Origin of the sequence: Thermoflexus hugenholtzii, assembly GCF_018771565.1 — a bacterium.
Taxonomy (GTDB): Bacteria; Chloroflexota; Anaerolineae; order Thermoflexales; family Thermoflexaceae; genus Thermoflexus; species Thermoflexus hugenholtzii_A.
Window position 1 is genome coordinate 3,107,662 of the sequence record NZ_CP076326.1, and the last position, 20,966, is coordinate 3,128,627.

18 protein-coding genes are annotated in these 20,966 nt (G+C 69.3%); 7 read left to right on the top strand and 11 right to left on the bottom strand.

The features are described from left to right. From KNN16_RS14145 to KNN16_RS14160, 4 genes are all read left to right on the top strand, one after another. A complete protein-coding gene (locus KNN16_RS14145) occupies positions 1 to 2,667 on the top strand; it encodes a glycoside hydrolase family 3 N-terminal domain-containing protein (RefSeq protein ID WP_303897741.1) in 2,667 nt (888 codons plus the stop codon). 48 nt (positions 2,668 to 2,715) lie between these two features. Then, positions 2,716 to 3,498 carry an enoyl-CoA hydratase-related protein gene (locus KNN16_RS14150; protein ID WP_303897743.1) on the top strand — a complete coding sequence of 261 codons (783 nt, stop codon included), beginning with the start codon at positions 2,716 to 2,718 and terminating at the stop codon, positions 3,496 to 3,498. Between the two features lie 699 nt (positions 3,499 to 4,197). Further along, on the top strand, positions 4,198 to 5,055 hold the full coding sequence (locus KNN16_RS14155) for a 3-hydroxyacyl-CoA dehydrogenase family protein (protein WP_303897744.1): 858 nt from the start codon (positions 4,198 to 4,200) through the stop codon (positions 5,053 to 5,055). Between the two features lie 41 nt (positions 5,056 to 5,096). Further along, positions 5,097 to 5,867: a 3-hydroxyacyl-CoA dehydrogenase family protein gene (locus tag KNN16_RS14160; protein ID WP_303897745.1), complete on the top strand. Its 771-nt coding sequence runs from the start codon at positions 5,097 to 5,099 to the stop codon at positions 5,865 to 5,867. 10 nt (positions 5,868 to 5,877) lie between these two features. Here the strand turns inward: KNN16_RS14160 and KNN16_RS14165 are convergent, their stop codons facing one another. Continuing rightward, on the bottom strand, positions 5,878 to 7,107 hold the full coding sequence (locus tag KNN16_RS14165; protein ID WP_303897746.1) for a glycosyltransferase family 4 protein: 1,230 nt from the start codon (positions 7,105 to 7,107) through the stop codon (positions 5,878 to 5,880). A 158-nt stretch (positions 7,108 to 7,265) separates the two neighbouring features. Here KNN16_RS14165 and KNN16_RS14170 point away from each other — a divergent pair, with 158 nt between their 5' ends. The 3 genes from KNN16_RS14170 to KNN16_RS14180 are packed head-to-tail and all read left to right on the top strand — an operon-like array spanning position 7,266 to position 9,645. Then, a complete protein-coding gene (locus KNN16_RS14170) occupies positions 7,266 to 7,469 on the top strand; it encodes a DUF2281 domain-containing protein (protein WP_303897747.1) in 204 nt (67 codons plus the stop codon). Positions 7,470 to 7,473: 4 nt separating this feature from the next. After that, positions 7,474 to 7,893, top strand: a complete 420-nt coding sequence (locus KNN16_RS14175; protein WP_303897749.1) for a PIN domain-containing protein — start codon at positions 7,474 to 7,476, stop codon at positions 7,891 to 7,893. 42 nt (positions 7,894 to 7,935) lie between these two features. Then, positions 7,936 to 9,645 carry a hypothetical protein gene (locus tag KNN16_RS14180; protein ID WP_303897750.1) on the top strand — a complete coding sequence of 570 codons (1,710 nt, stop codon included), beginning with the start codon at positions 7,936 to 7,938 and terminating at the stop codon, positions 9,643 to 9,645. A gap of 71 nt (positions 9,646 to 9,716) precedes the next feature. Here the strand turns inward: KNN16_RS14180 and KNN16_RS14185 are convergent, their stop codons facing one another. The 10 genes from KNN16_RS14185 to leuC all read right to left on the bottom strand — a co-directional run bounded on the left by KNN16_RS14185 (position 9,717) and on the right by leuC (position 20,966). Beyond that, entirely contained in the window at positions 9,717 to 10,706 is a 990-nt protein-coding gene (locus KNN16_RS14185; RefSeq protein ID WP_303897751.1) for an electron transfer flavoprotein subunit alpha/FixB family protein, read from the bottom strand. 57 nt (positions 10,707 to 10,763) lie between these two features. Beyond that, on the bottom strand, positions 10,764 to 11,558 hold the full coding sequence (locus KNN16_RS14190) for an electron transfer flavoprotein subunit beta/FixA family protein (RefSeq protein WP_299287395.1): 795 nt from the start codon (positions 11,556 to 11,558) through the stop codon (positions 10,764 to 10,766). A 119-nt stretch (positions 11,559 to 11,677) separates the two neighbouring features. Next, entirely contained in the window at positions 11,678 to 12,895 is a 1,218-nt protein-coding gene (locus KNN16_RS14195; RefSeq protein ID WP_303897752.1) for an acyl-CoA dehydrogenase family protein, read from the bottom strand. Between the two features lie 220 nt (positions 12,896 to 13,115). Continuing rightward, positions 13,116 to 14,171 carry an aspartate-semialdehyde dehydrogenase gene (gene asd, locus KNN16_RS14200; protein WP_303897753.1) on the bottom strand — a complete coding sequence of 352 codons (1,056 nt, stop codon included), beginning with the start codon at positions 14,169 to 14,171 and terminating at the stop codon, positions 13,116 to 13,118. Positions 14,172 to 14,283: 112 nt separating this feature from the next. Beyond that, positions 14,284 to 15,969: a dihydroxy-acid dehydratase gene (gene ilvD, locus KNN16_RS14205; RefSeq protein ID WP_303897754.1), complete on the bottom strand. Its 1,686-nt coding sequence runs from the start codon at positions 15,967 to 15,969 to the stop codon at positions 14,284 to 14,286. A gap of 102 nt (positions 15,970 to 16,071) precedes the next feature. After that, positions 16,072 to 17,157: a 3-isopropylmalate dehydrogenase gene (gene leuB / locus KNN16_RS14210; protein ID WP_303897755.1), complete on the bottom strand. Its 1,086-nt coding sequence runs from the start codon at positions 17,155 to 17,157 to the stop codon at positions 16,072 to 16,074. 31 nt (positions 17,158 to 17,188) lie between these two features. Further along, positions 17,189 to 18,760, bottom strand: a complete 1,572-nt coding sequence (cimA, locus tag KNN16_RS14215; RefSeq protein WP_303897756.1) for a citramalate synthase — start codon at positions 18,758 to 18,760, stop codon at positions 17,189 to 17,191. 173 nt (positions 18,761 to 18,933) lie between these two features. Continuing rightward, a complete protein-coding gene (locus tag KNN16_RS14220; RefSeq protein WP_273087626.1) occupies positions 18,934 to 19,443 on the bottom strand; it encodes a 3-isopropylmalate dehydratase small subunit in 510 nt (169 codons plus the stop codon). A 2-nt stretch (positions 19,444 to 19,445) separates the two neighbouring features. Continuing rightward, the gene (locus KNN16_RS14225; RefSeq protein ID WP_299284050.1) at positions 19,446 to 19,604 is read right to left on the bottom strand and encodes a hypothetical protein; all 159 of its coding nucleotides are present in this window, start codon (positions 19,602 to 19,604) and stop codon (positions 19,446 to 19,448) included. A gap of 81 nt (positions 19,605 to 19,685) precedes the next feature. Continuing rightward, the gene (gene leuC / locus KNN16_RS14230) at positions 19,686 to 20,966 is read right to left on the bottom strand and encodes a 3-isopropylmalate dehydratase large subunit (protein ID WP_303897757.1); all 1,281 of its coding nucleotides are present in this window, start codon (positions 20,964 to 20,966) and stop codon (positions 19,686 to 19,688) included.

A 20,966-nucleotide genomic window follows, 5' to 3' on the forward strand; every position in this document is an offset into this window, starting at 1 on the left:
GTGGCTCGATGGATCCGGTGGCTTCTCCTCGTGAGCCTGGCCCTGGGGCCGTTGGACGTGGCTCCGGCCGTCGCGCAGGGGGGCGAGGATGAGTTCATCGCCCGCCTGCTGGCTCAGATGCCGCCGGAGGCCAAAGTAGGGCAGCTCTTCCTGATCACCCTCCCCGGCCCGGTGGCCCGCCCGGATCATCCGCTGCGATCGCTGCTGGAGACGCAGCGCATCGGCGGGGTGATCCTGAGCCCCGAGCAGGGGAACTTCTCCAACGTGGGAGCCACCGCTTCGGAGCTGTTCTCCATCACCGTTTCCCTGCAACAACAGGCCGCCGGGCTCACCCCATTCATCCCGCTGTTCATCGGCCTGCGCCAGCAGGGAGATGGCCCTCCCGGCTCCGCCTGGACCTCCGGGGCGATGCCGCTTCCCTCCCCCCTGGCCCTCGGCGCCACGTGGAATCCGGACCGGGTGCAGGCGGTGGGGCGGTCCCTGGGGGAGGAGCTCCGGGCGGTCGGCATCAATTTGCTCCTGGGCCCTCCCCTGGAAGTGTTGCTGGAGCCCCGGCCGGACCTCGGGGATGCAGGGGTGCAGACCTTCGGAGGGGATCCCCACTGGGTGAGCCGCATGGCCCGGGCGTATCTGAGCGGCCTCGCGGAAGGAAGCGAGGGCCGGCTTCTCGTCGTCCCGGGCGCGTTCCCCGGCGAGGGGCGCGCCTACGGGCGGGAGGAACGGGTAGCGGTCCTCACCCGGGAGGATCTGGCCGCCTTTGATCTGGTCCCCTTCATCACGCTGATGCGCACGTCCACCGAATCCGGCCGCCCGCTGTTGCGCGCCGTCCAGGTCTCCACGATGCGGGTGCGGGGCTTCGGAGGAAGCGCTCAGGAATGGACCCGTCCCCTAACGGTGGATGGGGCGGCGCTGGGCGCTCTGCTGGCGTTGCCGGAGATCAAGGCCTGGCGGGAAGGCGGAGGCGTCCTCCTCTCCCCGCCTCTGGGACTTCCGGTGATCCGCAACCTGTATGTCGATGAGCGGGGGGAGGTGGATTTCCGGCGTGCGGCGCTGGAGGCCTTCCTGGCCGGGAACGATCTGATCTGGCTGGGGGCGCTCCACCCGGATCCCCAGGAGGCTGCCCGTCAGGCGGCGGCGATCATCGCCTTTTTCCGGGAGAAATACTCCACCGATCTGGCGTTCCAGAACCTGGTCAACAGCGCCGTGGCCCGCATCCTGCGCCTGAAGTATGGCCTTTACCCGGGCTTCAGCGCCCCGATGGTGCTCCCCACTTCTGCGAACCTTCCCCAGACCGTCGCGACCCCCGCTCACCTCCAGATCGTGCGCCAGGCCCTGGAGGAGGCCCTCGTCCGCCTGCACCCCCGCGAAACCGGTCCGGTGCCCATCCCGCAGCCTGGGGAGACCTTCCTGGTGCTGGTGGACGGGCGGACGGCCCGGGCCTGCGCCGCGTGCCCGGAGCAACGGCTGTTGCCCACAGAGATGCTCACGCGGGCCCTCATGACGGCCAGCGGGGAGGCCCTCGACGCGACCCGGATCACGGTGCGCACCTTTGCGGAAGCCCTCGCCTTCCTTTCCCGGGCGCCCGAAGCGCCGGACCTGCAGCCGGAGTTCGAGCGGGCAACGTGGGTGCTGATCGTCGCCCTGGACGAGCGCCCGGAGGATCCGGCCTCCAGCCTGCCGCATCTCCTGCTCAGCGAGCGGACGGATCTGCTGGCCGGCAAGCAGGTGGTCTTCTGGAGCCTCGGGCCGCTGTATCCGTTGACCGCCCGGGAGGTGAGCCGGCTGAGCCGCTACGAAGCGCTCTGGACGCACGTGCCTCCCGCGGTGGAGATCATGGCCCGGGCCCTCTTCGGCGCCTTGAACCCCCGGAGTCGCGCGCCCCTTTCCATCGCGGCCCTTGGCTATAACCTGGCGGACCGCCTGCGGCCGGATCCCAATCAGGTGATCCCCCTGGGGGCAGGCCCACGGGAAGGGACCGTCTCCGGAACCCCGGCCCCCGTGACCGTCCGGGTTGGGGAGACGTTACGCGTCTGGGCCGGGCCGATCCGCGACCGGGATGGATACCTGGTTCCGGACGGCACGCCGGTTGCCTTCACCGGCGTTTATTCCGGTCAGGGGAGCATCGGGCCCTTCGTCGTGGGAACCCGGGATGGGTTCGCGGAGGTGGACATCCCGCTGGATCGGGAGGGGATGCTGGAGATCCGGGCGGTGAGCGAGCCGGCGCGCCTCTCCTACCGGTTGCAGCTCCAGATTGCGAAGAACCAGCCGGGCCGCATCGCCACGGTGGTCCCGCCGACGCCCACCGCTCCGCCCGAGCCGACCCGGACGCCGATCCCCTCGCCCACGCCCACGCCTGCGGCCCCGTCGCGCCCGGGCCGGGGTCTGGGGCCGGGCCTGGCAGGGTGGTCGATCTTCGGATGGAGCGCGCTGGCCATCCTGGGGGTCAGCGGCCTGTCCTTCCGGCTGGGCCGACGCCGGGATCTGGATCGCGCGTGGCGGGCCGCCCTGCTCGGCTTCATCGCCGGTTGGTCCGTCTACTCCTTGTTGCTCTTCGGATCCACGACGCTGCCCATCCCGGAGCTCCCCAGGATCCTCCCGCTAACGGCTGGAGCGACGGCCCTCTTGATCGGAGGGCTTGCGGCCCTCATCCCTTCGGGAGAACGCTGAGGATCCATCGGGTTCGCCAAGGACAGACCCTGTAGAGGAGGTCGCGCCATGGCCTATGAGACGCTGCAGTATGAGGTTCAGGAGGGAATCGCCACCATCACCCTGAACCGACCGGATGTCCTCAACGCTTTCAACGAGCAGATGTTCCGGGAATTGCAGGACGTCCTGCGGGCGGTGGAGCGGGACGAGGCGGTCCGCGTGGTGATCGTGACCGGGGCCGGCCGGGGGTTCTGCGCCGGGCAGGACTTGGCGGAGATGCGGGCGCGCTACGAGCGGCCGGAAGAGGCGATGTCCATCGGCGAGCATCTGCGCAGCCGCTACAATCCCCTGATCCTGCGCATCCGCAACACGGAGAAGCCCTTCATCGCCGCCATCAACGGGGTGGCGGCGGGCGCGGGCTGCAGCCTGGCCCTGGCCTGCGACCTGCGGGTGATGGCGGAGACGGCCTCCTTCGTCTTCAACGCCTTCGCCAAGATCGCCCTGATCCCCGATTCGGGCTCCACCTGGTTCCTGCCCCATCTGGCCGGATACGCCCGGGCCTTCGAGGCGGCCACCCTCATCGATCGGCTGGACGCTTCCCGAGCCCTGGCCTGGGGGCTGGTCAACGCGGTGGTCCCGCCGGACCAGGTGATGCCGACGGCCCAGGAGTGGGCGGCCCGGCTGCGGGAGCTGCCGGCCCGGGCGGTGGGGTTCCTGAAGCGGGCCCTCAACCGGGCGCTGACCTTCACGCTGGAGCAGTCCCTCGATTATGAGGCCCATCTCCAGGAGGTGGCCGCCCGCACGCCGGAGCACCGAGAGCGCGTGGAGGCCTTCCTCCGCCGACGGGGATGACGGGAATGGTGGCGAATGAATTCGACCGGGAGGCCTGCGGCCGATGGCCGGCCTGCGCGCCGAATGAATTCGGCCTCCAGAGGCCTTGCGGCCGACGGTCGGCCTGCGCCGACCGGGAGGGTGTCTTTTGCGTCGGCGGAGGCCGACGCCTGGCGCGAAGCGCCTAAGAAGGCCGATTTCAATCGGCGTGAAAGCCTGCGGCCGACGGTTGGCCTGCGCGCCGAATGAATTCGGCCTCGGGAGGCCTTGCGGCCGACGGTCGGCCTGCGCCGACCGGGAGGGTGTCTTTTGCGTCGGCGGAGGCCGACGCCTGGCGCGAAGCGCCCTGGAAGGCTGATTTCAATCGGCGTGAAAGCCTGCGGCCGACGGTTGGCCTGCGCGCCGAATGAATTCGGCCTCCAGAGGCCTTGTGGCCGACGGTCGGCCTGCGCCGACCGAAAAGCATCTCTGGCGTCGGCGGAGGCCGACGCTTGGCGCGAAGCGCCTAAGAAGGCCGATTTCAATCGGCGTGAAAGCCTGTGGCCGGCGGTTGGCCCTGGGTGCCGAATGAATTCGGCCTCGGGAGGCCTTGCGGCCGACGGTCGGCCTGCGCCGACCGAAAGCATCTCTGGCGTCGGCGGAGGCCGACGCTTGGCGCGAAGCGCCTAAGAAGGCCGATTTCAATCGGCGTGAAAGATGCCGCATTTGAGGTGGAGAACAATGGAGCGCGTGGGGATCATCGGGGCGGGGACGATGGGACGAGGGATCGCGTATGTGGCGCTGACCCACGGCGCCGAGGTCGTCCTTTACGATGTCGTGGAGGAAGCCCTGGAACGCGCCCGCGCCCAGATCGAAGGATGGCTGCAGGAGGCTTTGGCGAAGGGGCGCCTCGCGGAGGCGGAGGCCCGGAACGCCCGGGAGCGCCTGCGCCTCAGCGACCGCTTGGAGGCTCTCGCGGAGGCCGAGGTCGTCATCGAGGCGGCCCCGGAGGATCTGAACCTCAAGCAGGAGGTCTTCCGCCGGCTCGATGACCTCTGCCCTCCCACTGCCATCCTCGCTTCCAACACCTCCTCCCTCTCCATCACGGCCCTGGGGGCCGCCACCCGTCGGCCGGAGCGGGTGGCCGGCATGCACTTCTTCAACCCGGCCCCGGTCATGCGCCTGGTGGAAGTGGTGCGAGGCCTGGCTACGTCCGAGGAAACCGTGCGGGCGCTGGTCGATCTCGCCCGGCGCTGGGGCAAAACCCCCGTGGTGGTGAAGGACACGCCGGGGTTCATCGTGAACCGGGTGGCCCGGCCCTTCTACCTGGAGGCCCTGCGCCTGGTGGGAGAGGGCGTCGCCGATCCATCCACGGTGGACCGGATCATGCGGACCCTGGGGTTCCGGATGGGGCCCTTCGAGCTGATGGATCTCATCGGTCTGGATGTCAACTTAGCGGTCAGCGAGAGCGTCTATCGGGCCTTCTTCGAGGAGCCCCGCTTTCGCCCACACCCCTTGCAGCGCCAGATGGTCCAGGCCGGCCGTCTGGGCCGCAAAACCGGGAAAGGATGGTATGACTACGAGGGCTCACCGGCCTGAGCCCGCGGGATCCCCGGATCACGGTTTGGGAGGAAGGGGGGATGGGAACCCAACCGCTGAAGGAGCGCGTGCTGATCGTGGGAGCGGGTATCCTCGCGGAGGAGATCGGCGCGTGGTGTCTGGAGAAAGGCTATCCGGCTTCCGTGCTGACTCTGGAGGGGTGGCCCGCGCCGGAGCTGCGCCCCACCCTGGAGGCGGAGGCGCGGCGGAGCGCCCTGGCAGTGGAGGCCTTGCCCTACCCCCCGGAGGCCAAGCAGGCTCTGGTGGAGATCCTGGACGCGGCCCTGCCCCCCGAGGCGCTGCTGCTGAGCCTCTGCCTCACCGTCTCCGCGACCCGGGTGGCGGGCTGGACCCATCATCCGGGCCGTGTGGTGGGGTTCGCCCTCCTGCCGCCCCTGAGCCTCGGTCTCCCGGTGGAGCTGGCCCATCCCCTTCCGGGGGATACCGGAGCGCTGGAGCGGGCGAGGGCCTGGTGGCAGGCGCTGGGCCTCTCCCCCGTGGTGGTTCAGGACGCGGTGGGGATGGTGCACCCGCGCATCCTGTGCGCCCTGATCAACGAGGCGGCCTTCGCGGTGATGGAAGGGGTAGCGGCCCCTGAGGACGTCGACACGGCGATGAAGCTGGGCACGAACTACCCTCGGGGACCCCTGGAGTGGGGGGACCTCATCGGCCTGGACCTGGTGGTGGCCATCCTGGATGCCCTGGAGGCGGAGCATCGAAGCGGTGTCTATCGGGCCGCCCCCTTGCTTCGCCAGATGGTCCGGGCCGGCCTCCTCGGCCGGAAGACCGGGAGGGGTTTTTATCGCTGGTGAGCAGGAAATTTCAGGAGGGCATCTCTTCCAGCAGGGGGATCAGGCGCTCCCGGATCAGGCGATCGGCGTCGAATTGCTGGCGGACGCGGCGGCGCAGCCGGGCCACCGGATCCGTCTCCAGGAAGTGGGCGATGGCAGCGGCGAGGGCCTCCGGGGGGGCCTCCATGGGAAACAGGAAGACATCCTCTTGGCCCAGCTCCCGCAAGGGGGGGAGCTCCCGGGCGAACACCGGCAGACGCGCCAGGCCCGCCTCCAGGACCGGCAGCCCAAACCCCTCCTCCTCGCTGGTGAGCAGCACCGCGTCCGCCAACGTGTAGAAATCCGCCACCGTCTCCTCCGGCAAACCCTCTCCCAGATGTTCATACAGGAAGTGCGCCGCCCCCTCCAGCCCCCACGCGGCCCGCTGGGCGCGCAGCGCTTCCAGATAGGCCCGGTTGGCCGGCGTGTGGGCGCCCGGCGGGCCGGTCACCACCAGCCGGGCATCCCATCCGGTCCGGGCCCGCAAATGCCGGAGGACCGCCAGGGCCTCCTCCAGCCGCTTGCGGCGGGTGATGCGAACCGGCGTCAGGAGGATGGCGTCGGCGGCCATGAGACCCAGATGTTCCACCAGGGATCGCGTGCAGGCGCTCCAGCGGAAGAACGCCCCCAGGTCCACTCCGTTCGGGATCACGTGGATGCGCGTGGCCGGGATCCCCCAGGCGGCGGCCAGGGCCTGCCGACGGGCCTCGGAGACCGTCACGTGGATCACCGGCCAGGGCCGAACGAGCAGCTCCCACGGCTCGCCCGGGGAACGCGGGGCCCTCGCCCGCAGGATCACCGCATCGTGGTGCCATCCGATCCAGCGCCGGGGATCTTCGGTGACCAGATCATAGAGGGCAGCGGAGAGGACGAGGTTCTTATCCATGGTACAGACGTTGTGGAGGATAGCCACGTCGGCCCCGTGCAGGGCCTCCTGGAGGGCGCGACGCAGCCGCTCCCGCCATTGAGAGAAAGCGCCCGGGAGGCGGCCCTCCATCAGCGCCGCCTGGAGAGGGGCAATGTCCGGATGGGCTCCATACATCGGTGGGATGGCCACCGCCTCCACCCCGGGCGCATCCACGGCCGCCACGCCGGCGATGATCCGCACGGGGTAGCCGGCCGCCGCCAGGGCGCGGGCCTGGCGGGCGAGCACGGCCTCCACCCCGCCGACCACCGGTGGGGCCGTGTAGTGGATCAGAGCCACGCAAGGCTTCTCCGGCATGCCGGATGCCATCCCGGGGTGCTCTTTGAGTTCCGGGTTCATTTTACCCGGGGGTTCGAGCCCGCCGGCCGCCCGGCCTCCTGCATCCCCGGGCGCCCCCTTGGCACGCCGATGCCTTCCGGTTATGATGACCTGGAGCCTTCAAGGGGGAGGCGGCCGTGAAGACCCTGGAGGAGATGATCCGGGAGCTGCCCCCGGAGCTGCGGCAGGAGGTGAAGGATTTAATCCGTTCCCTGCTGCGTCGGAGGCAGGAACCCGCCCCGACCCTCCGTCAGGATTGGGGAGGGGCGTTGAAGGACTATCGCGACCGCTTCACCGCGCTGGATCTCGAACAGAAGGCGCTGGAGTGGCGGGGAGACTGAAGGGATGTATCTGATCGACACCAACGTGTGGCTGGAGCGGCTTCTGGATCAGGAAAGAGGATCCGACGTCGCGCGCTTCCTGGCTCGAATCCCTTCTGATCGCCTCGCGATCACCGATTTCGCCTTTCATTCCATCGCCCTCGTCCTGATCCGCCTGAACCGGCTGGAGGTGCTGCGCGCTTTCGTTCAGGATCTCTTCCTTGACGGTGCCGTCCGCCTGATCCGTCTGGAGCCGAACGAGATCCTCGAGGCCCTTCGGGCGACTGAGGACTTCCGGCTGGATTTCGATGATGCGTATCTATACGTAGCGGCGGAGAAGCATGGGCTTATCCTGGTGAGTTTCGATGCGGACTTCGACCGCACACCTCGGGGCCGTCGGACCCCCGCTCAGGTCCTGGCCGCCCTCGCCGCGGGCGGCTCCTGAGGTCGATGGGGTCGGCTTCCTGTTCCGCGAAGAGGCAAGGCGATGCCGGCGCGCCGTGCGCTCCTGATTCTTCTTATCCTCCTGACCCTCGGGATGACCGCCCGGGAAGGGGAGACGCCCCTACTCCCTGCCCGCCCGGCGGCTCCGATGCCGGGCGGAGAGCCCCCCGCGAGCCCTCCGACAACGTTCCGGGTGTATCTGCCCCTGGTCGCCCGTCAGGGGTCGGAGGCTCCTCCCCGGGTGGATTTCGGGCTGGTCTTCATCACCTCAGCGGAGTGGCCGGCCGACCCGGACCGGTTCGATCGCGCCCGGCGACTGGGCGCCCGGTGGGACCGCTGGCCGCTCTACTGGAGCGGGGTGGAGATCTCGCCGGGCGTCTATCGGTGGGCTTCCGTCGACACCGCCCTCCGGGACGCTCTGGCCCAGGGCTTCGAGGTCTCCCTCATCCTCCTCGGCACCCCGGGCTTTTATGCGACCGGAGGCCTCCCCCTGCGACCGCCTGTGGGCGGCTCCATCCTGCGCCGTTCGGAGGCGCGCACACCCGGGGCGCCCATCGCCATTGCCGCGGCGAGCCCCCCGGCCGGCCTCTACGCTCCCATCTTCACCGACGGCACGGACCGGCCCGGCCCGGGCAAGACCATCAACCCGGAGAACCGATGGGCCGCCTTTGTCTACCAGGCCGTCGCCCGCTACCGGCCGGGCGGGGCGGCGAGCCGGGAGGTGCCCGGATGGCCGGCCGGGCGCGGCGTGCGTGACTGGGAGATCTGGAACGAGCCCGATCTTTCGTTCTTCTGGAGTGGAAGCGCGGCGGATTACGCTCGCCTGCTCCGGGTGGCCGCCATCGCCGCCCGCCAGGCGGATCCCCAGGCCCGCATCCTGTTCGGCGGGCTGGCGATCTTCGAGAAGCCCGACTGGCTGCGCGAGGTCCTCACGGTCCTCCGGAACGATCCCGATCCCCAGCTACGGGACGCCTTCGGCTGGTATTTCGACATCCTGCCGGTCCACAGCTACAGCTACGCCTGGCAAACGTTCCGGTATCTCAATCAAGTGAAGGGGACCCTCGGGGCCTTCGGCCTCATCAAAGAGCTGTGGGTCAATGAGAGCGGGCTGCCGGTATGGGACGATTACCCGGGCCCGACGTGGGATCCGAACAGCGGCTACCGGGGGACGAAGGAGGAGGCAGCGGCGTATGTGGTGCAGAGCGCGGCCTACGCGATCTGGAGCGGGGCGCGGGTGATCTTTCACTTCATGCTGCACGATGACTGCGGAAACGGGCCGGAGGCGCACGACGCCTTCGGCCTGTATCGCAATCCCAATCCGGCGCCGTGTTATCCATCGGATGCCGGAGCGCGACCGGCCGCAGCCGCTTACCGGCTGGTGAGCACCCATCTGCGGGACGCAAAGCCCCTCTGGCGCTGGCGCTCCACGAACGGTCAGGCCGACTGGGGGGCGTGCACCGGGCAGGTGGAATGGTTCGCCTTCCAGCGGCCGGACGGCGCACGGGTGTTGCTGGCCTGGACCCGGATGGAGACCCCGGCAACCATCACGGTGACCGCGGCGGCCCCTCGGGGCGTGGTTTACGACGTCCGGACCGGGGCGGCCACCCCGGTGACGCCGGTGGCTGGGGTTTACACCTTCTCGCTGCCGGGCGCCACCAACTACAACACGCCCACCTGGTGCAACCCGGACCGCCGGAAGCAAGGGGAGGCCGCCGTCGGCGGCCTGCCGCTCTTCCTGGTGGAAGGGCCATAAACAACGAAACGGGAGACGGACCGCTTTGCTGTCCGTCTCCCGTCTGAAGAAAGTCGGGATGGATCGACCGCTCAGCCCCGGGCTAACCCGCGGCGACGGAGCTCGGCGGTGAGGGCGGGGACGATCTTGAACAGATCGTCCACCACTCCGTAACGGGCGACCTTGAAGATCGGAGCCTCCGGGTCCTTGTTGATGGCCACGATGACCTTCACCCCCCGCAGGCCGGAGAGGTGCTGGATGGCCCCGGAGATCCCACAGGCGATGTAGAGATCGGGGCTGATGGTCTTGCCGGTCTGGCCCACCTGATACTTATAGGGGATCCACCCGGCATCCACCACCGCGCGGGTTGCTCCCAGGGCCGCCCCCAGGGCGCGGGCCAGCTCCCGCAGCGGCTCGAAGCCTTCCGGGCTGCCCACGCCCCGCCCGCCCCCCACCACGATGCGGGCCTCGTTCAGGCTGATCTCCCCCTCCGCCTCCTGGATCCACTCCAGGACCTGCGTGGGGAAAGCGGAGGGGTCCAGCGCCACGGCGACCGGCCGGATCTCCCCCTTCCGGTTCGGATCCGGGTCCGGCCGAGGGAACGCCCGTCCCCGAACCGTGAGGATGGCCGGCGTGCGCTCGACGTAGGTCCGGGCGAACAGCTTGCCCTCATAGATCGGGCGGACCGCTGTGATCCGCTGGTCTTCCACCGAGACCTCGATCACATCCACCAGGGCGGCGGTGCCCAGCTCCGCGGCCAGCCCTCCCGCCAGTTCTCGCCCCCGGGCGGTGGAGGGGAGCAAGACCGCCTGGGGAGCCCCTTCCCGGATGTGGGGGACGAGGGCGGCGAGATAAGGCTCCAGGCGGAAGTCCGCCAGGGCGACGTGCTCCATCACCCGCACTTCATCCGCGCCCATGGCGATGGCTTCCTCCGCCAGGGCGGCGATCCCGTCCCCCATCAACACGGCGGTCACCGCCGTCCCCTGCGCGTCCGCCAGGCGCCGGGCGACCCCGAGGGCCTCCCAGGCCACCGAGGGGATCTTCCCCTGGAACTGCTCCAGCCAGACCCAGATGCCGCTCATGCGGATCCTCCCAGCGGGTTCGTTCCGGAAGCGTGACCTGCCACAGCGCCTGTTCCCTTACAGCACCTTCTCCGCGAGCAGGCGATCCACCAGGATCCGGGCGATCTCCTCGGGGGACTCGCCCTGGATGAACTCACACTGGATCTCCTGCTTGGGGGGCGCGAAAACGGAGGGCCAGCGGGCGGCGGAGGCGGCCGCGCCGACCTGTTCCGGCGTCAGCCCCAGATCCGCGGCCGTCCAGACCGGGATCTGCATCCGGGCGGCCTTGCGGATGCCCATAAAGGAAGGATAGCGGGGTTCGTTCATCTGCATCGCGCTGAGGACGGCCGGGAGGGGCGCCCGCACCACCTGGCGGCCCTCCTCCAGGATCCGCTCCACCACGATGGTCCGCCCGGCGGGATCGATCTCGCGGATCTTCCCCACGTAGGCCAGCAGCGGCCAGCCGAGGCGGCGGGCGAGGGCGGGCGGGACCTGGGCGGAGTTCCCGTCCACGCTCTCCTTGCCCATGAAGACCAGGTCCACCGCTCCCAGCTTGCGGATGGCGGCAGCCAGGATGGTGGCCGTGACCACCGCATCCGAACCCTCGAAGGCGGGATCGTGAAGGAGGATGGCTTCATCACATCCCATGGCCACCGCTTGCTTGAGGGCCTCCTTGGCGGATTCCGGCCCCATGGTGATCACGGTGACCTTGCCGCCGAACTTCTCCTTCAACCGCAGGGACTCCTCAATGGCGAACTCGTCCCAGGGGTTCACAATCAGCGGCGCATCCCCCCACGAGATACGCCCGGACGCATCCACCGTGAGGGTCGCGGTGGTATCCGGGGTTTGCTTGATCGGGACCACAATGTGCATGGAAGCCCTCCTGTGCGCCGGAGGATGAGAGAGCCTTCCCCGCTTCGCTTCTCAGGGCCTGAGGCGCTCGAACCCACAGCGCCCCGGGAGAACATGGCATGGATGTGTTCAGAGCGTGTTCAGGCCACCGCCGGCTCCGCACGCCAGACCTCGGGGTCGTAGGCGGGCAGTTCGCAGCGCAGCGGACGGTCCTTTCGGTAGCCCAGGGCGTATTCCGCCTGCAGGATAGTGTGGATCTGGCTGGTGCCCTCGTAGATCACCTCCCCCTTGGCGTTGCGCAGGTAGCGCTCCACATCGTATTCGTCGCTGTAGCCGTAAGCCCCGTGGATCTGGATGGCGTCCAGGGCGGCCTGGACGGCGGCCTCGGTGGCGAACCATTTGGCCAGGCTGGTCTCCCGGGTGTTCCGCAGGCCCATGTTCTTCATCCAGCCCGCCCGCAGGTAAAGGAGGCGGGCGATCTCGTAGTTGGCGGCCATCTTCGCGATCATCTCCTGGACCAGCTGGTGCTCCCCGATGCGCCGGCCGAAGGTCATCCGCTCGTTGGCGTATTTCACCGAGGCCTCCAGGCAGGCCCGGATCAGGCCGGTGGCCCCCGCCGCCACGGTGTAGCGCCCGTTGTCCAGGGCCGCCATGGCGATGTAGAAGCCCTCCCCCTCCTCCCCCAGGCGGTTCTCCACGGGCACCGGCGTGTTCTCGAAGACGATCCACCCGGTGTTCCCGGCCCGCACCCCCAGCTTGCCGTGGATCGTCCCGGTCTTCACCCCGGGGAAGGAGCGCTCCACGATGAAGGCCGACATGCCGCGGTGGCCCTTCTCCGGGTCGGTCTTGGCGATCACCAGGAAGTGATCGGCCAGGTCGGCCAGGCTGATCCAGGTCTTCTCCCCGTTCAGGATGTAGACATCCCCCTGGCGTTTTGCGGTGGTGCGGATGGCCGCCGCGTCCGAGCCGGCGCCGGGCTCCGTCAGGGCGTAGGCGGCGATCTTCTCCCCCTTCGCCTGGGGGACCAGATAGCGTTGCTTCTGCTCCTCCGTTCCCCACTGCAAGAGGGAGAGGGAGTTCAGGGCCACGTGGACGGACATCACCACGCGCAGGGAGCTGTCGATGCGCTCCAGCTCCTCGCAAGCCAACCCCAGGGAGATGTAGTCCATGCCTGCGCCGCCGTATTTCACGGGGATGCAGATCCCCAGCAGCCCCAGGGCGGCCATGCGTTCGAAGAGCCAGGGGATGGGCTTCTGGGCGCGGTCATGTTCCTTGATGACGGGGCGGACCTCCCGCTCGGCGAACTCGCGGACCATCTGCTGGACCATCCGGTGCTCATCGCTCAGACGGAAGTCCATGGGGTTTCCTCCCGAAGCGCACTTGAAGGTTCCCGCGGCTCGGGAAAGCCGCTCCGCGGACATTATACGTTACGGAGAGGGAGCGCGCGGAGGAAATTGACCTCCCGCGGTCCGGTGTTCCACCCGGGCGGCGGAACGAGGAACCATCCGTTGCGGAGCGCCAAGAGATCCGCCGGTTGGGTTGAGGTTTCCGGGACGCCGGTCGGTTCGAGGCCCCGGGCTACACCCGCCCGAGCCAGCGCAGGAGGGCTTCGGCGTTGAAGAGGGCGGCGCCGGCCGCCCCCCGGATGGTGTTGTGGGTCAGGGCGACGAACTTGAGGGTGAAGACGGGGCAGGGCTGCACCCGGCCCACGACCACGCTCATCCCCCCGCCCGCCATCCGATCCAGGCGCGGTTGCGGCCGGTCCGGCTCCCGTCGCACCACGATGGGCATCGGGACCGCGGTGGGGAGATCGGCGACCTCCTCCGGCGGACGGTAGGCGGCCATGGCCGCCATCGCCTGCTCCGGCGAGATCCGCTCCTCCAGCTCCACCGAGAGGCAGACCAGATGGCCATCCAGGGTCGGGACGCGGTTGGTCTGGGCGCTGAGGCGGATGGGGGCCTCCTCCACCGTCCCGTCCGTCAGCCGGCCCAGGAGCTTGCGGGGCTCCGTTTCGAGCTTCTCCTCCTCCCCGGGGATATGCGGGAGGATGTTGTCGACGATCTCCATCGCGGAGACCCCGGGGTAGCCGGCGCCGGAGAGGGCCTGGAGGCTGACCAGATGGACCCGCCGGACGCCGTAGGGCATCAGGGCCTTCAGGGGGAGGACGGCCGCGGTGGTGGTGCAGTTCGGGTTGGTGAGGAGGGCGCCGGTCCAGCCCCGCTCGTCTCGCTGGCGGGCGAGCAGGGCGAGATGGTCGAAGTTCACATCGGGCATCAACAGGGGGACATCCGGGGCCATGCGGTAGGCGGAGGCGTTGCTCGCCACCAGGTAGCCGGCGGCGGCGAAACGGGGTTCGGCCTCCCGGGCGATCTCCGAGGGGAGGGCGGAGATCACCAGATCCGCCTCGAAGCCCGGCTCTGTGGGGAGGACGGGCATGCGGGCCGCCCAGTCGGGCATCGGCGCGCCGAGCAGCCAGCGGCACGCCTCGCCGTAGGGCCGCCCCACCGATCGATCGGACCCGGTGAGGGCCACCACCCGGAACCACGGGTGGCGATCCAGCAGATGGATCAGCCACTGGCCCACCATCCCGGTGGCCCCCAGGACGGCAACACGGAACGAAGGCTGGCGGCTCATCGGTTCGCACTCCCTTGTTCAGATCGAGAAAGCAGGGCCGGGCTGCTCTCCACCCGACCCCGTTTTTGGATCCCCCACGCGCTCACTACTTTTTTAGATTGAGGAAATGCGACTATGGGATGCACACCGCGCCCTGAGCGGCTGAGGAGACCAGCCGGGCGTATTTGGCGAAGAGGCCGTGGGGATACTTCGGCGGCGGCGGGGTCCAGGCCGCCCGGCGCCGGGCCAGCTCCTCTTCGGAGAGTTCCACGTCCACGGTCCGGCGATCTACGTCGATCACGACGATATCCCCATCCTGCAACAGGGCCAGGGGTCCGCCGACGGCGGCCTCCGGGGAGATGTGGCCGATCATGAGGCCGTGGGTGGCTCCGGAGAAGCGGCCATCCGTCAGCAGGGCCACCTCGTCCTTCAAGCCCTGGCCCACCAGGGCGGCGGTCACCACCAGCATCTCCCGCATCCCGGGCCCGCCCTTCGGCCCTTCATAGCGCACCACCACCACATCCCCCGGTCGGATCTGCCCGCTGTTGACCGCCTGGAAGGCGTCCTCCTCCCGGTCGAAGACCCGAGCGGGCCCTCGATGGTAGCGTTTCGTGGTCCCCGTGATCTTCAACACCCCGCCCTCCGGGGCGAGGTTCCCCCGCAGGATCACGTAGCCGCCGGTGGGATGGAGGGGCTGGCTCACCGGGCGGACCACATCCTGATTCTCCGGGAAGGTCACGCCGGCCAGGCGCTCCGCGATGGTCTCCCCGGTGACGGTGCGGCAGTCGCCGTGCAGGAGCCCGGCGTCCAGGAGGGCCTTCATCACCACCGGCACGCCGCCGATGCGGTCGATGTCCGCCATCACATATCGGCCCACCGGCTTCAGGTCCGCCAGGTGGGGCGTCCGCTCGCTGACGCGCTCGAAGTCGTCCAGGGTGAGGGGGACGCCGGCTTCGTAGGCGATGGCCAGAAGGTGAAGGATGAGGTTGGTGGAGCCGCCCATGGCGGCCGCCACGGCGATGGCGTTCTCGAAAGCCTCCCGGGTCATGATGTCACGGGGCCGGATCCCAGCCTCCAGGATGCGGACGATGGCCCGTCCGGTCTCGTAAGCCAGCTCCTCCCGGGCCCGGCTGGGGGCCACGGGGGCGGCGGCGTTGGGGAGCGTCAGCCCCATGGCCTCGAAGGCGGAGGCCATGGTGTTGGCGGTGAACATCCCCCCGCAGGCGCCGTAGGTGGGCACGGCGACCTCCTCCAGCTCCCGCAGCTCCTCCACGGTCATCCGCCCGCGGGAGACCGCCCCCACCGCCTCAAAGACGTCCTGGATGGTCACCGCCCGTCCGCGCCAGCTCCCGGGGGGGACGCTTCCTCCGTAAAGGTAGATGGAGGGCAGGTTCAGGCGGGCCATCGCCATCACGCAGGCCGGCTGGGTCTTGTCGCAGCCCCCGATGGTCACCAGGGCGTCCAGCTGGTAAGCCACCGCGGCCAGCTCGATGGAATCGGCGATCAGCTCCCGGCTGACCAGGGAGGCCTTCATCCCCTCGTGGCCCATGCCGATGGCGTCGTTGGCCGGGACGGCGTTGAACTCAATGGGGGTGCCCCCGGCGTCGCGGATCCCCTGTTTGACGAGCTCGGCCAGGCGTTGGAGGTGGTGGTTGCAGGGCTGGGCCTCGAACCAGGTGTTCGCCACGCCGATGAAGGGCCGGCGGAGATCCTCATCCCGGAGGCCCACCGCCCGGAACATCGCTCGGTGGGGGGCTCGTTCCACGCCCTCCGTCACCCGCGCGCTGCGGTGTTTGCGCCCGTTCCCGGAGATGCTCATGGCTGTGCCTCCTCCGTTCATGTTCCATTTTCTATGGATCTGAAGGGAAGCCCTGTGGCCTTCAACGGACTCAAGGATACTTCAGCGGCGCCCATCCTGGGGCTATGAGGCGCAGTGAAGGATGCGCTGCGCGATGGCCTCCCCCATCTCCCGGGTTCCCACGATGCAGGTCTCCCCATCGGCGATGTCCCGGGTGCGGTAGCCGGCCTCGAGGACGGCCTCCACGGCCTGCTCCACGGCCCGGGCTTCCGCCTCCAGGCCGAAGGCGTAGCGCAGCATGAGCGCCGCGCTCAGGATCGCCCCGATGGGGTTGGCCAGGTTGCGCCCGGCGATGTCGGGGGCTGAGCCGTGCACCGGCTCGAAGAGCCCCGGCGGGCTCTCCCCCAGCGAGGCGGAGGGGAGCATCCCCATAGACCCCGCCAGCACCGACGCCTCGTCGGTGAGGATGTCCCCGAACATGTTCTCCGTCACCACCACATCGAAGGCCGCCGGACGCCGGATGAGATGCATGGCGAAGGCGTCCACCAGCACGTGCTCCAGGGCGAGGTCCGGGAACTCCCGGCGGACCACCTCTTCGGTCACCCGGCGCCAGAGGCGGGAGGCGGCCAGCACGTTGGCCTTGTCCACCGAGGTGAGCTGCTTTCGGCGGCCCCGGGCCAGCCGGGCGGCCAGCCGCACCACCCGCTCGATCTCCCATCGGGTGTAGCGCATCGTGTCGTAGGCCTCCTCGCCCTCGGGACCGGCCTCCTGACGGGGTCCGAAGTAGAGGCCGCCGGTGAGCTCGCGGACGAACAGGAGGTCCACGCCCCGCACCACCCGCTCCTTGAGCGGCGTCGCGCCCACCAGGGCGGGGAAGACCCGCACGGGGCGCAGGTTGGCGAAGAGGTCGAAGGCTTTGCGCAGGCCCAGCAACCCCTGCTCCGGACGGACGGGAGCGGTGGGGTCGTCCCATTTGGGCCCGCCCACCGCCCCCAGCAGGATCGCATCCGAGCGGCGACAACGCTCCAGGGTCTCGGGAGGGAGCGGCGATCCGGTGGCGTCGATGGCTGCTCCCCCGATGAGGGCCTCGTGGAACTCGAAGGCGTGGCCGAACCGGCGTCCCACCGCCTCCAGGACCCGAACGGCCTCCGCGGTCACCTCCGGTCCGATCCCATCTCCGGGCAGCACAGCGATCACGAAGCGTCCCATCGTTTTCCTTCCCGGGCAGGGGTTTCGAATTTCAGCGATGATCCACCGTGGGATCGATCCCGAACTCCAGGCTGTCCTCCAGGGCGAGGCGGCTGGCCTCCAGGATGTTGGTGGAGGCCCCGACGGTGCGCCAGACCCGCTGGCCGTCGGTGCTCTCGATCCACACCCGCACCCGGGCCGCCGTCCCGGCGTCGCCGTTGAGGATGTGCACCCGATAGTTGGTCAGGTGCACCCGGGAGAGGGCCAGGTAGCGGGGGAGGAGGGCCTTGCGCAGCGCCGCGTCCAGGGCGTTCACCGGCCCGTTGCCCTCCGCGGCGGTGTGCACGATCTCCCCGTCCAGTCGGACTTTGACGGCGGCCTCGGCCACCGGCAGGCGGCCCTCCCGTCGCTCCACCATCACCACGTAATCCAGCACCTGGAAGGGCGGGACGTAGTCGGGGCGGGCGCGCCGGAGCATCAGGATCACCGAGGCCTCGGCGTCCTCGAAATAGAACCCTTCGTTCTCCAGCTCCTTGATCCGGCGCACCACCGCCTGCACCGCAGGGTCGTCCGGGTCGAGGCGCAACCCGAACTCCATCGCCTTGGCGACGATGTTGCCGCGCCCCGAGAGCTCCGAGATCAGCACGCGCTTGACGTTGCCCACGCGGGCGGGATCGATGTGCTGGTAGCTTTCCTCAGCCTTCAGGATGGCGGCCACGTGGATGCCGCCCTTGTGGGCGAAGGCGCTGGCCCCCACATAAGGCTGGTGGGAATCGTGGGGGAGGTTGGCCACCTCGGCCACGAAGCGGGAGACCTCCGTCAGGCGGGCCAGCTGTTCGTCCGTCACGCAATCGATCCCCATCTTGAGCTTCAGGTTGGCGATGATGGAGATCAGGTTGGCGTTGCCCACCCGCTCCCCGTAGCCGTTGATCGTCCCCTGTACCTGCCGGACACCCCGGCGGACGGCGGCCAGGGAGTTGGCCACCGCCAGCTCGCAGTCGTTATGGGTGTGGATCCCCAGGGGGACGGAGACCGCTCGCTTCGCGGCCTCCACCCCTTCCTCGATCTCCCATGGCATCGAGCCCCCGTTGGTGTCGCACAGGACGATCCAGTCGGCTCCGCCTTCCTGAGCGGCCCGGAGGGTGGCCAGGGCATAGTCCGGGTTGCGCTTCCAGCCGTCGAAGAAATGCTCGGCGTCGTAGATCACCTCCCGCCCATGGGCCTTGAGGAGGGCCACGCTCTCCCGGATCATGACCAGGTTCTCCTCCAGCGTGGTCTCCAGCACCCGGTGGACGTGGAGGTCCCAGGACTTGCCCACCACGGTGACGGCCGGCGTCTCCGCCTCCAGCAGCGCCCGCAGGTTCTCATCATCCTCGGCCCGGCGCCCCGGCCGCCGGGTCATGCCGAAGGCGGCGATGCGGGCGTGGCGGAGGCTCATCCGCCGCACCCGGCGGAAGTATTCCGCGTCCTTGGGGTTGGAGCCCGGCCATCCTCCTTCGATGTAGTGGATGCCGAGCTGGTCCAGCTTCTCGGTGATGCGCAGCTTGTCCTCAACGGTGAAGGAGATCCCTTCCCGCTGGCTGCCGTCGCGCAACGTGGTATCGTAAAGCCAGACGCGTTCCATCGCACACCTCCTCGACCGGTATGGGATGCCATGCGAAGATCATCGGCCGGCCGAAAGCGGCGGCGATGGCGCGGGTGGCCCCGGCCAGGAACCGACGAACGAGCTCCCGGCCCGGGGCAACCCGGGTCCACCTCCTTTCTCGACGCCCCATCGCTTTCCTCCATCGGGTGGATTCAGGCCACAACGGATCCCTGGCGGAGCCGCGCCTTCGTGTAGGGGATGAGCCCTCCGGCGCGGATCAGCTCGAGCATGAACGGCGGATAGGGCTTGGCCCGGAAGACCTGCCCGGTCCGCCGGTGGAGGATCTCCCCGGTGTCCAGGCGGACCTCCAGTTCATCCCCGGGCTGGATCGCCTCGACGGCCTCCGGACATTCCAGCACCGGCAGCCCGATGTTGATGGCGTTGCGGAAGAAGATGCGGGCGAAGGATTTGGCGACGACGCAGGAGACCCCGGCCGCCTTCAGGCTGAGGGGGGCGTGCTCCCGGGAGGAGCCGCTGCCGAAGTTCCGCCCCGCCACCACGATGTCGCCCGGCTGCACCTTGCGGGGGAACTCCGGATCCACGCCCTCCATGCAGTGGGCGGCCAGCTCCTGCGGGTCCGTCGTGTTGAGATACCGCCCGGGGATGATCACGTCCGTGTCGATGTTGTCGCCGAACACCCAGGCGCGCCCCTGGAAACGCATCGTCAGTCCTCCTCCGGCTCGGTGAAGTTGTAGCAGCCCATCATGCAGTCCACGACCCAATCCGCTTCGTGGACGCGTTTCCCATCGTCCTCGTGGGCGGCCTCCCACGAGGCGATGACCTCCTCCAGGACGTCCTCCCAAGCCCAGCGGCGGTCCTCCATGGTTTCTCCTCCTCAGCCGGTTTCCGTTCGATCCTCCCGAGGCCTCTCCGGCTCTGCCCATCCGGCGGCTTCGGCGCTGCCTTATGCCGCCACGGCCATCGCGGGCACTTCCTCCGGGCTGGCGATGCGCCCCAGGATGGCGCTGGCGGCAGCCACAGCCGGGTTGGCCAGATACACCTCGCTGGTCGGATGCCCCATGCGGCCGACGAAGTTGCGGTTGGTGGTCGAGACGCAGCGCTCCCCGGGCCCCAGCACGCCCGAGTAGCCCCCCATGCAGGGGCCGCAGGAGGGCAGCCCGACCACCGCCCCGGCCTCCACGAAGATGTCGATCAGGCCCTCCGCCAGGGCCTGGCGGTAGACGGCCCCGCTGCCCGGGATGATGATGCAGCGGACCTCGGGATGCACCCGCTGGCCCTGGAGGATGCGGGCCGCCAGGCGCAGGTCCTCGATACGGCCGTTGGTGCAGGAGCCGATGAACACCTGATCGATGCGGATATGGGAGAGCTCGCCCACCGGCCGCACGTTGGAGGGCAGATGGGGCACGGCCACCGCCGGCTCCCAATCGCTGACGTTGAAATCCAGCTCCGCTTCGTAGCGGGCGTCCGGGTCATCCCGGTAAACCGTGAAGGGACGCCGGGCCCGCGGTCGCACGAACTCCAGGGTCTTCTCGTCGACGTCCATCAGCCCCGTCTTCGCCCCGGCCTCGATGGCCATGTTGGTGATGGTGAAGCGGGCATCCATGCTGAGCTGCGAAATGACGGGGCCGGTGAAATACATCGCCATATAAAGCGCCCCATCCACCCCGATGCGGCCGATGGTGTGGAGGATGAGGTCCTTGGCCGTCACCCACGGGCGCAGGGTCCCGTGGTAGAACAGCTTCATGGTGGGAGGAACCTTCAGCCACAGCCGCCCCGTCGCCATGGCGACGGCGGCGTCGGTGGAGCCTACCCCGGTGGCGAAGGCGCCCAGGGCTCCGTAGGTGCAGGTGTGGGAGTCCGCCCCGATGATGATCTCGCCGGGCAGCACCAGGCCCTGCTCCGGGAGCACGATGTGCTCGATGCCTCCGTCCCGCCCTCCTTCGAAATAGAGGATCCCCTTCCGGCGGGCCCAGGTGCGCACCGCCTGACACTGCTCGGCCGCCTTGATGTTCGGGGGAGGCACGAAGTGATCGGCCACGAAGGCCACCCGCTCCCGGTCGAAGACCCCCTCGACCTCCAGCTTCTCGAACTCCCGGATGGCCAGGGCCGCCGTGATGTCGTTGGCCATCACGAAGTCCACCCGCACCTCCACCAGCTCCCCAGGCTCCACGCGGTCCACCCCGGCGTGGGCGGCGATGATCTTCTCGGCCATGGTCATGCCCAT

Excerpts from the sequence above, each read along its gene's own strand:
- KNN16_RS14150 (WP_303897743.1), top strand. The coding sequence starts at position 2,716 with ATGGCCTATGAGACGCTGCAGTATGAGGTTCAGGAGGGAATCGCCACC.
- KNN16_RS14155 (WP_303897744.1), top strand. The coding sequence starts at position 4,198 with ATGGAGCGCGTGGGGATCATCGGGGCGGGGACGATGGGACGAGGGATC.
- KNN16_RS14160 (WP_303897745.1), top strand. The coding sequence starts at position 5,097 with ATGGGAACCCAACCGCTGAAGGAGCGCGTGCTGATCGTGGGAGCGGGT.
- KNN16_RS14165 (WP_303897746.1), bottom strand. The coding sequence starts at position 7,107 with ATGCCGGAGAAGCCTTGCGTGGCTCTGATCCACTACACGGCCCCACCG.
- KNN16_RS14175 (WP_303897749.1), top strand. The coding sequence starts at position 7,474 with ATGTATCTGATCGACACCAACGTGTGGCTGGAGCGGCTTCTGGATCAG.
- KNN16_RS14180 (WP_303897750.1), top strand. The coding sequence starts at position 7,936 with ATGCCGGCGCGCCGTGCGCTCCTGATTCTTCTTATCCTCCTGACCCTC.
- KNN16_RS14185 (WP_303897751.1), bottom strand. The coding sequence starts at position 10,706 with ATGAGCGGCATCTGGGTCTGGCTGGAGCAGTTCCAGGGGAAGATCCCC.
- KNN16_RS14190 (WP_299287395.1), bottom strand. The coding sequence starts at position 11,558 with ATGCACATTGTGGTCCCGATCAAGCAAACCCCGGATACCACCGCGACC.
- KNN16_RS14195 (WP_303897752.1), bottom strand. The coding sequence starts at position 12,895 with ATGGACTTCCGTCTGAGCGATGAGCACCGGATGGTCCAGCAGATGGTC.
- asd (WP_303897753.1), bottom strand. The coding sequence starts at position 14,171 with ATGAGCCGCCAGCCTTCGTTCCGTGTTGCCGTCCTGGGGGCCACCGGG.
- ilvD (WP_303897754.1), bottom strand. The coding sequence starts at position 15,969 with ATGAGCATCTCCGGGAACGGGCGCAAACACCGCAGCGCGCGGGTGACG.
- leuB (WP_303897755.1), bottom strand. The coding sequence starts at position 17,157 with ATGGGACGCTTCGTGATCGCTGTGCTGCCCGGAGATGGGATCGGACCG.
- cimA (WP_303897756.1), bottom strand. The coding sequence starts at position 18,760 with ATGGAACGCGTCTGGCTTTACGATACCACGTTGCGCGACGGCAGCCAG.
- KNN16_RS14220 (WP_273087626.1), bottom strand. The coding sequence starts at position 19,443 with ATGCGTTTCCAGGGGCGCGCCTGGGTGTTCGGCGACAACATCGACACG.
- KNN16_RS14225 (WP_299284050.1), bottom strand. The coding sequence starts at position 19,604 with ATGGAGGACCGCCGCTGGGCTTGGGAGGACGTCCTGGAGGAGGTCATC.
- leuC (WP_303897757.1), bottom strand. The coding sequence starts at position 20,966 with ATGGGCATGACCATGGCCGAGAAGATCATCGCCGCCCACGCCGGGGTG.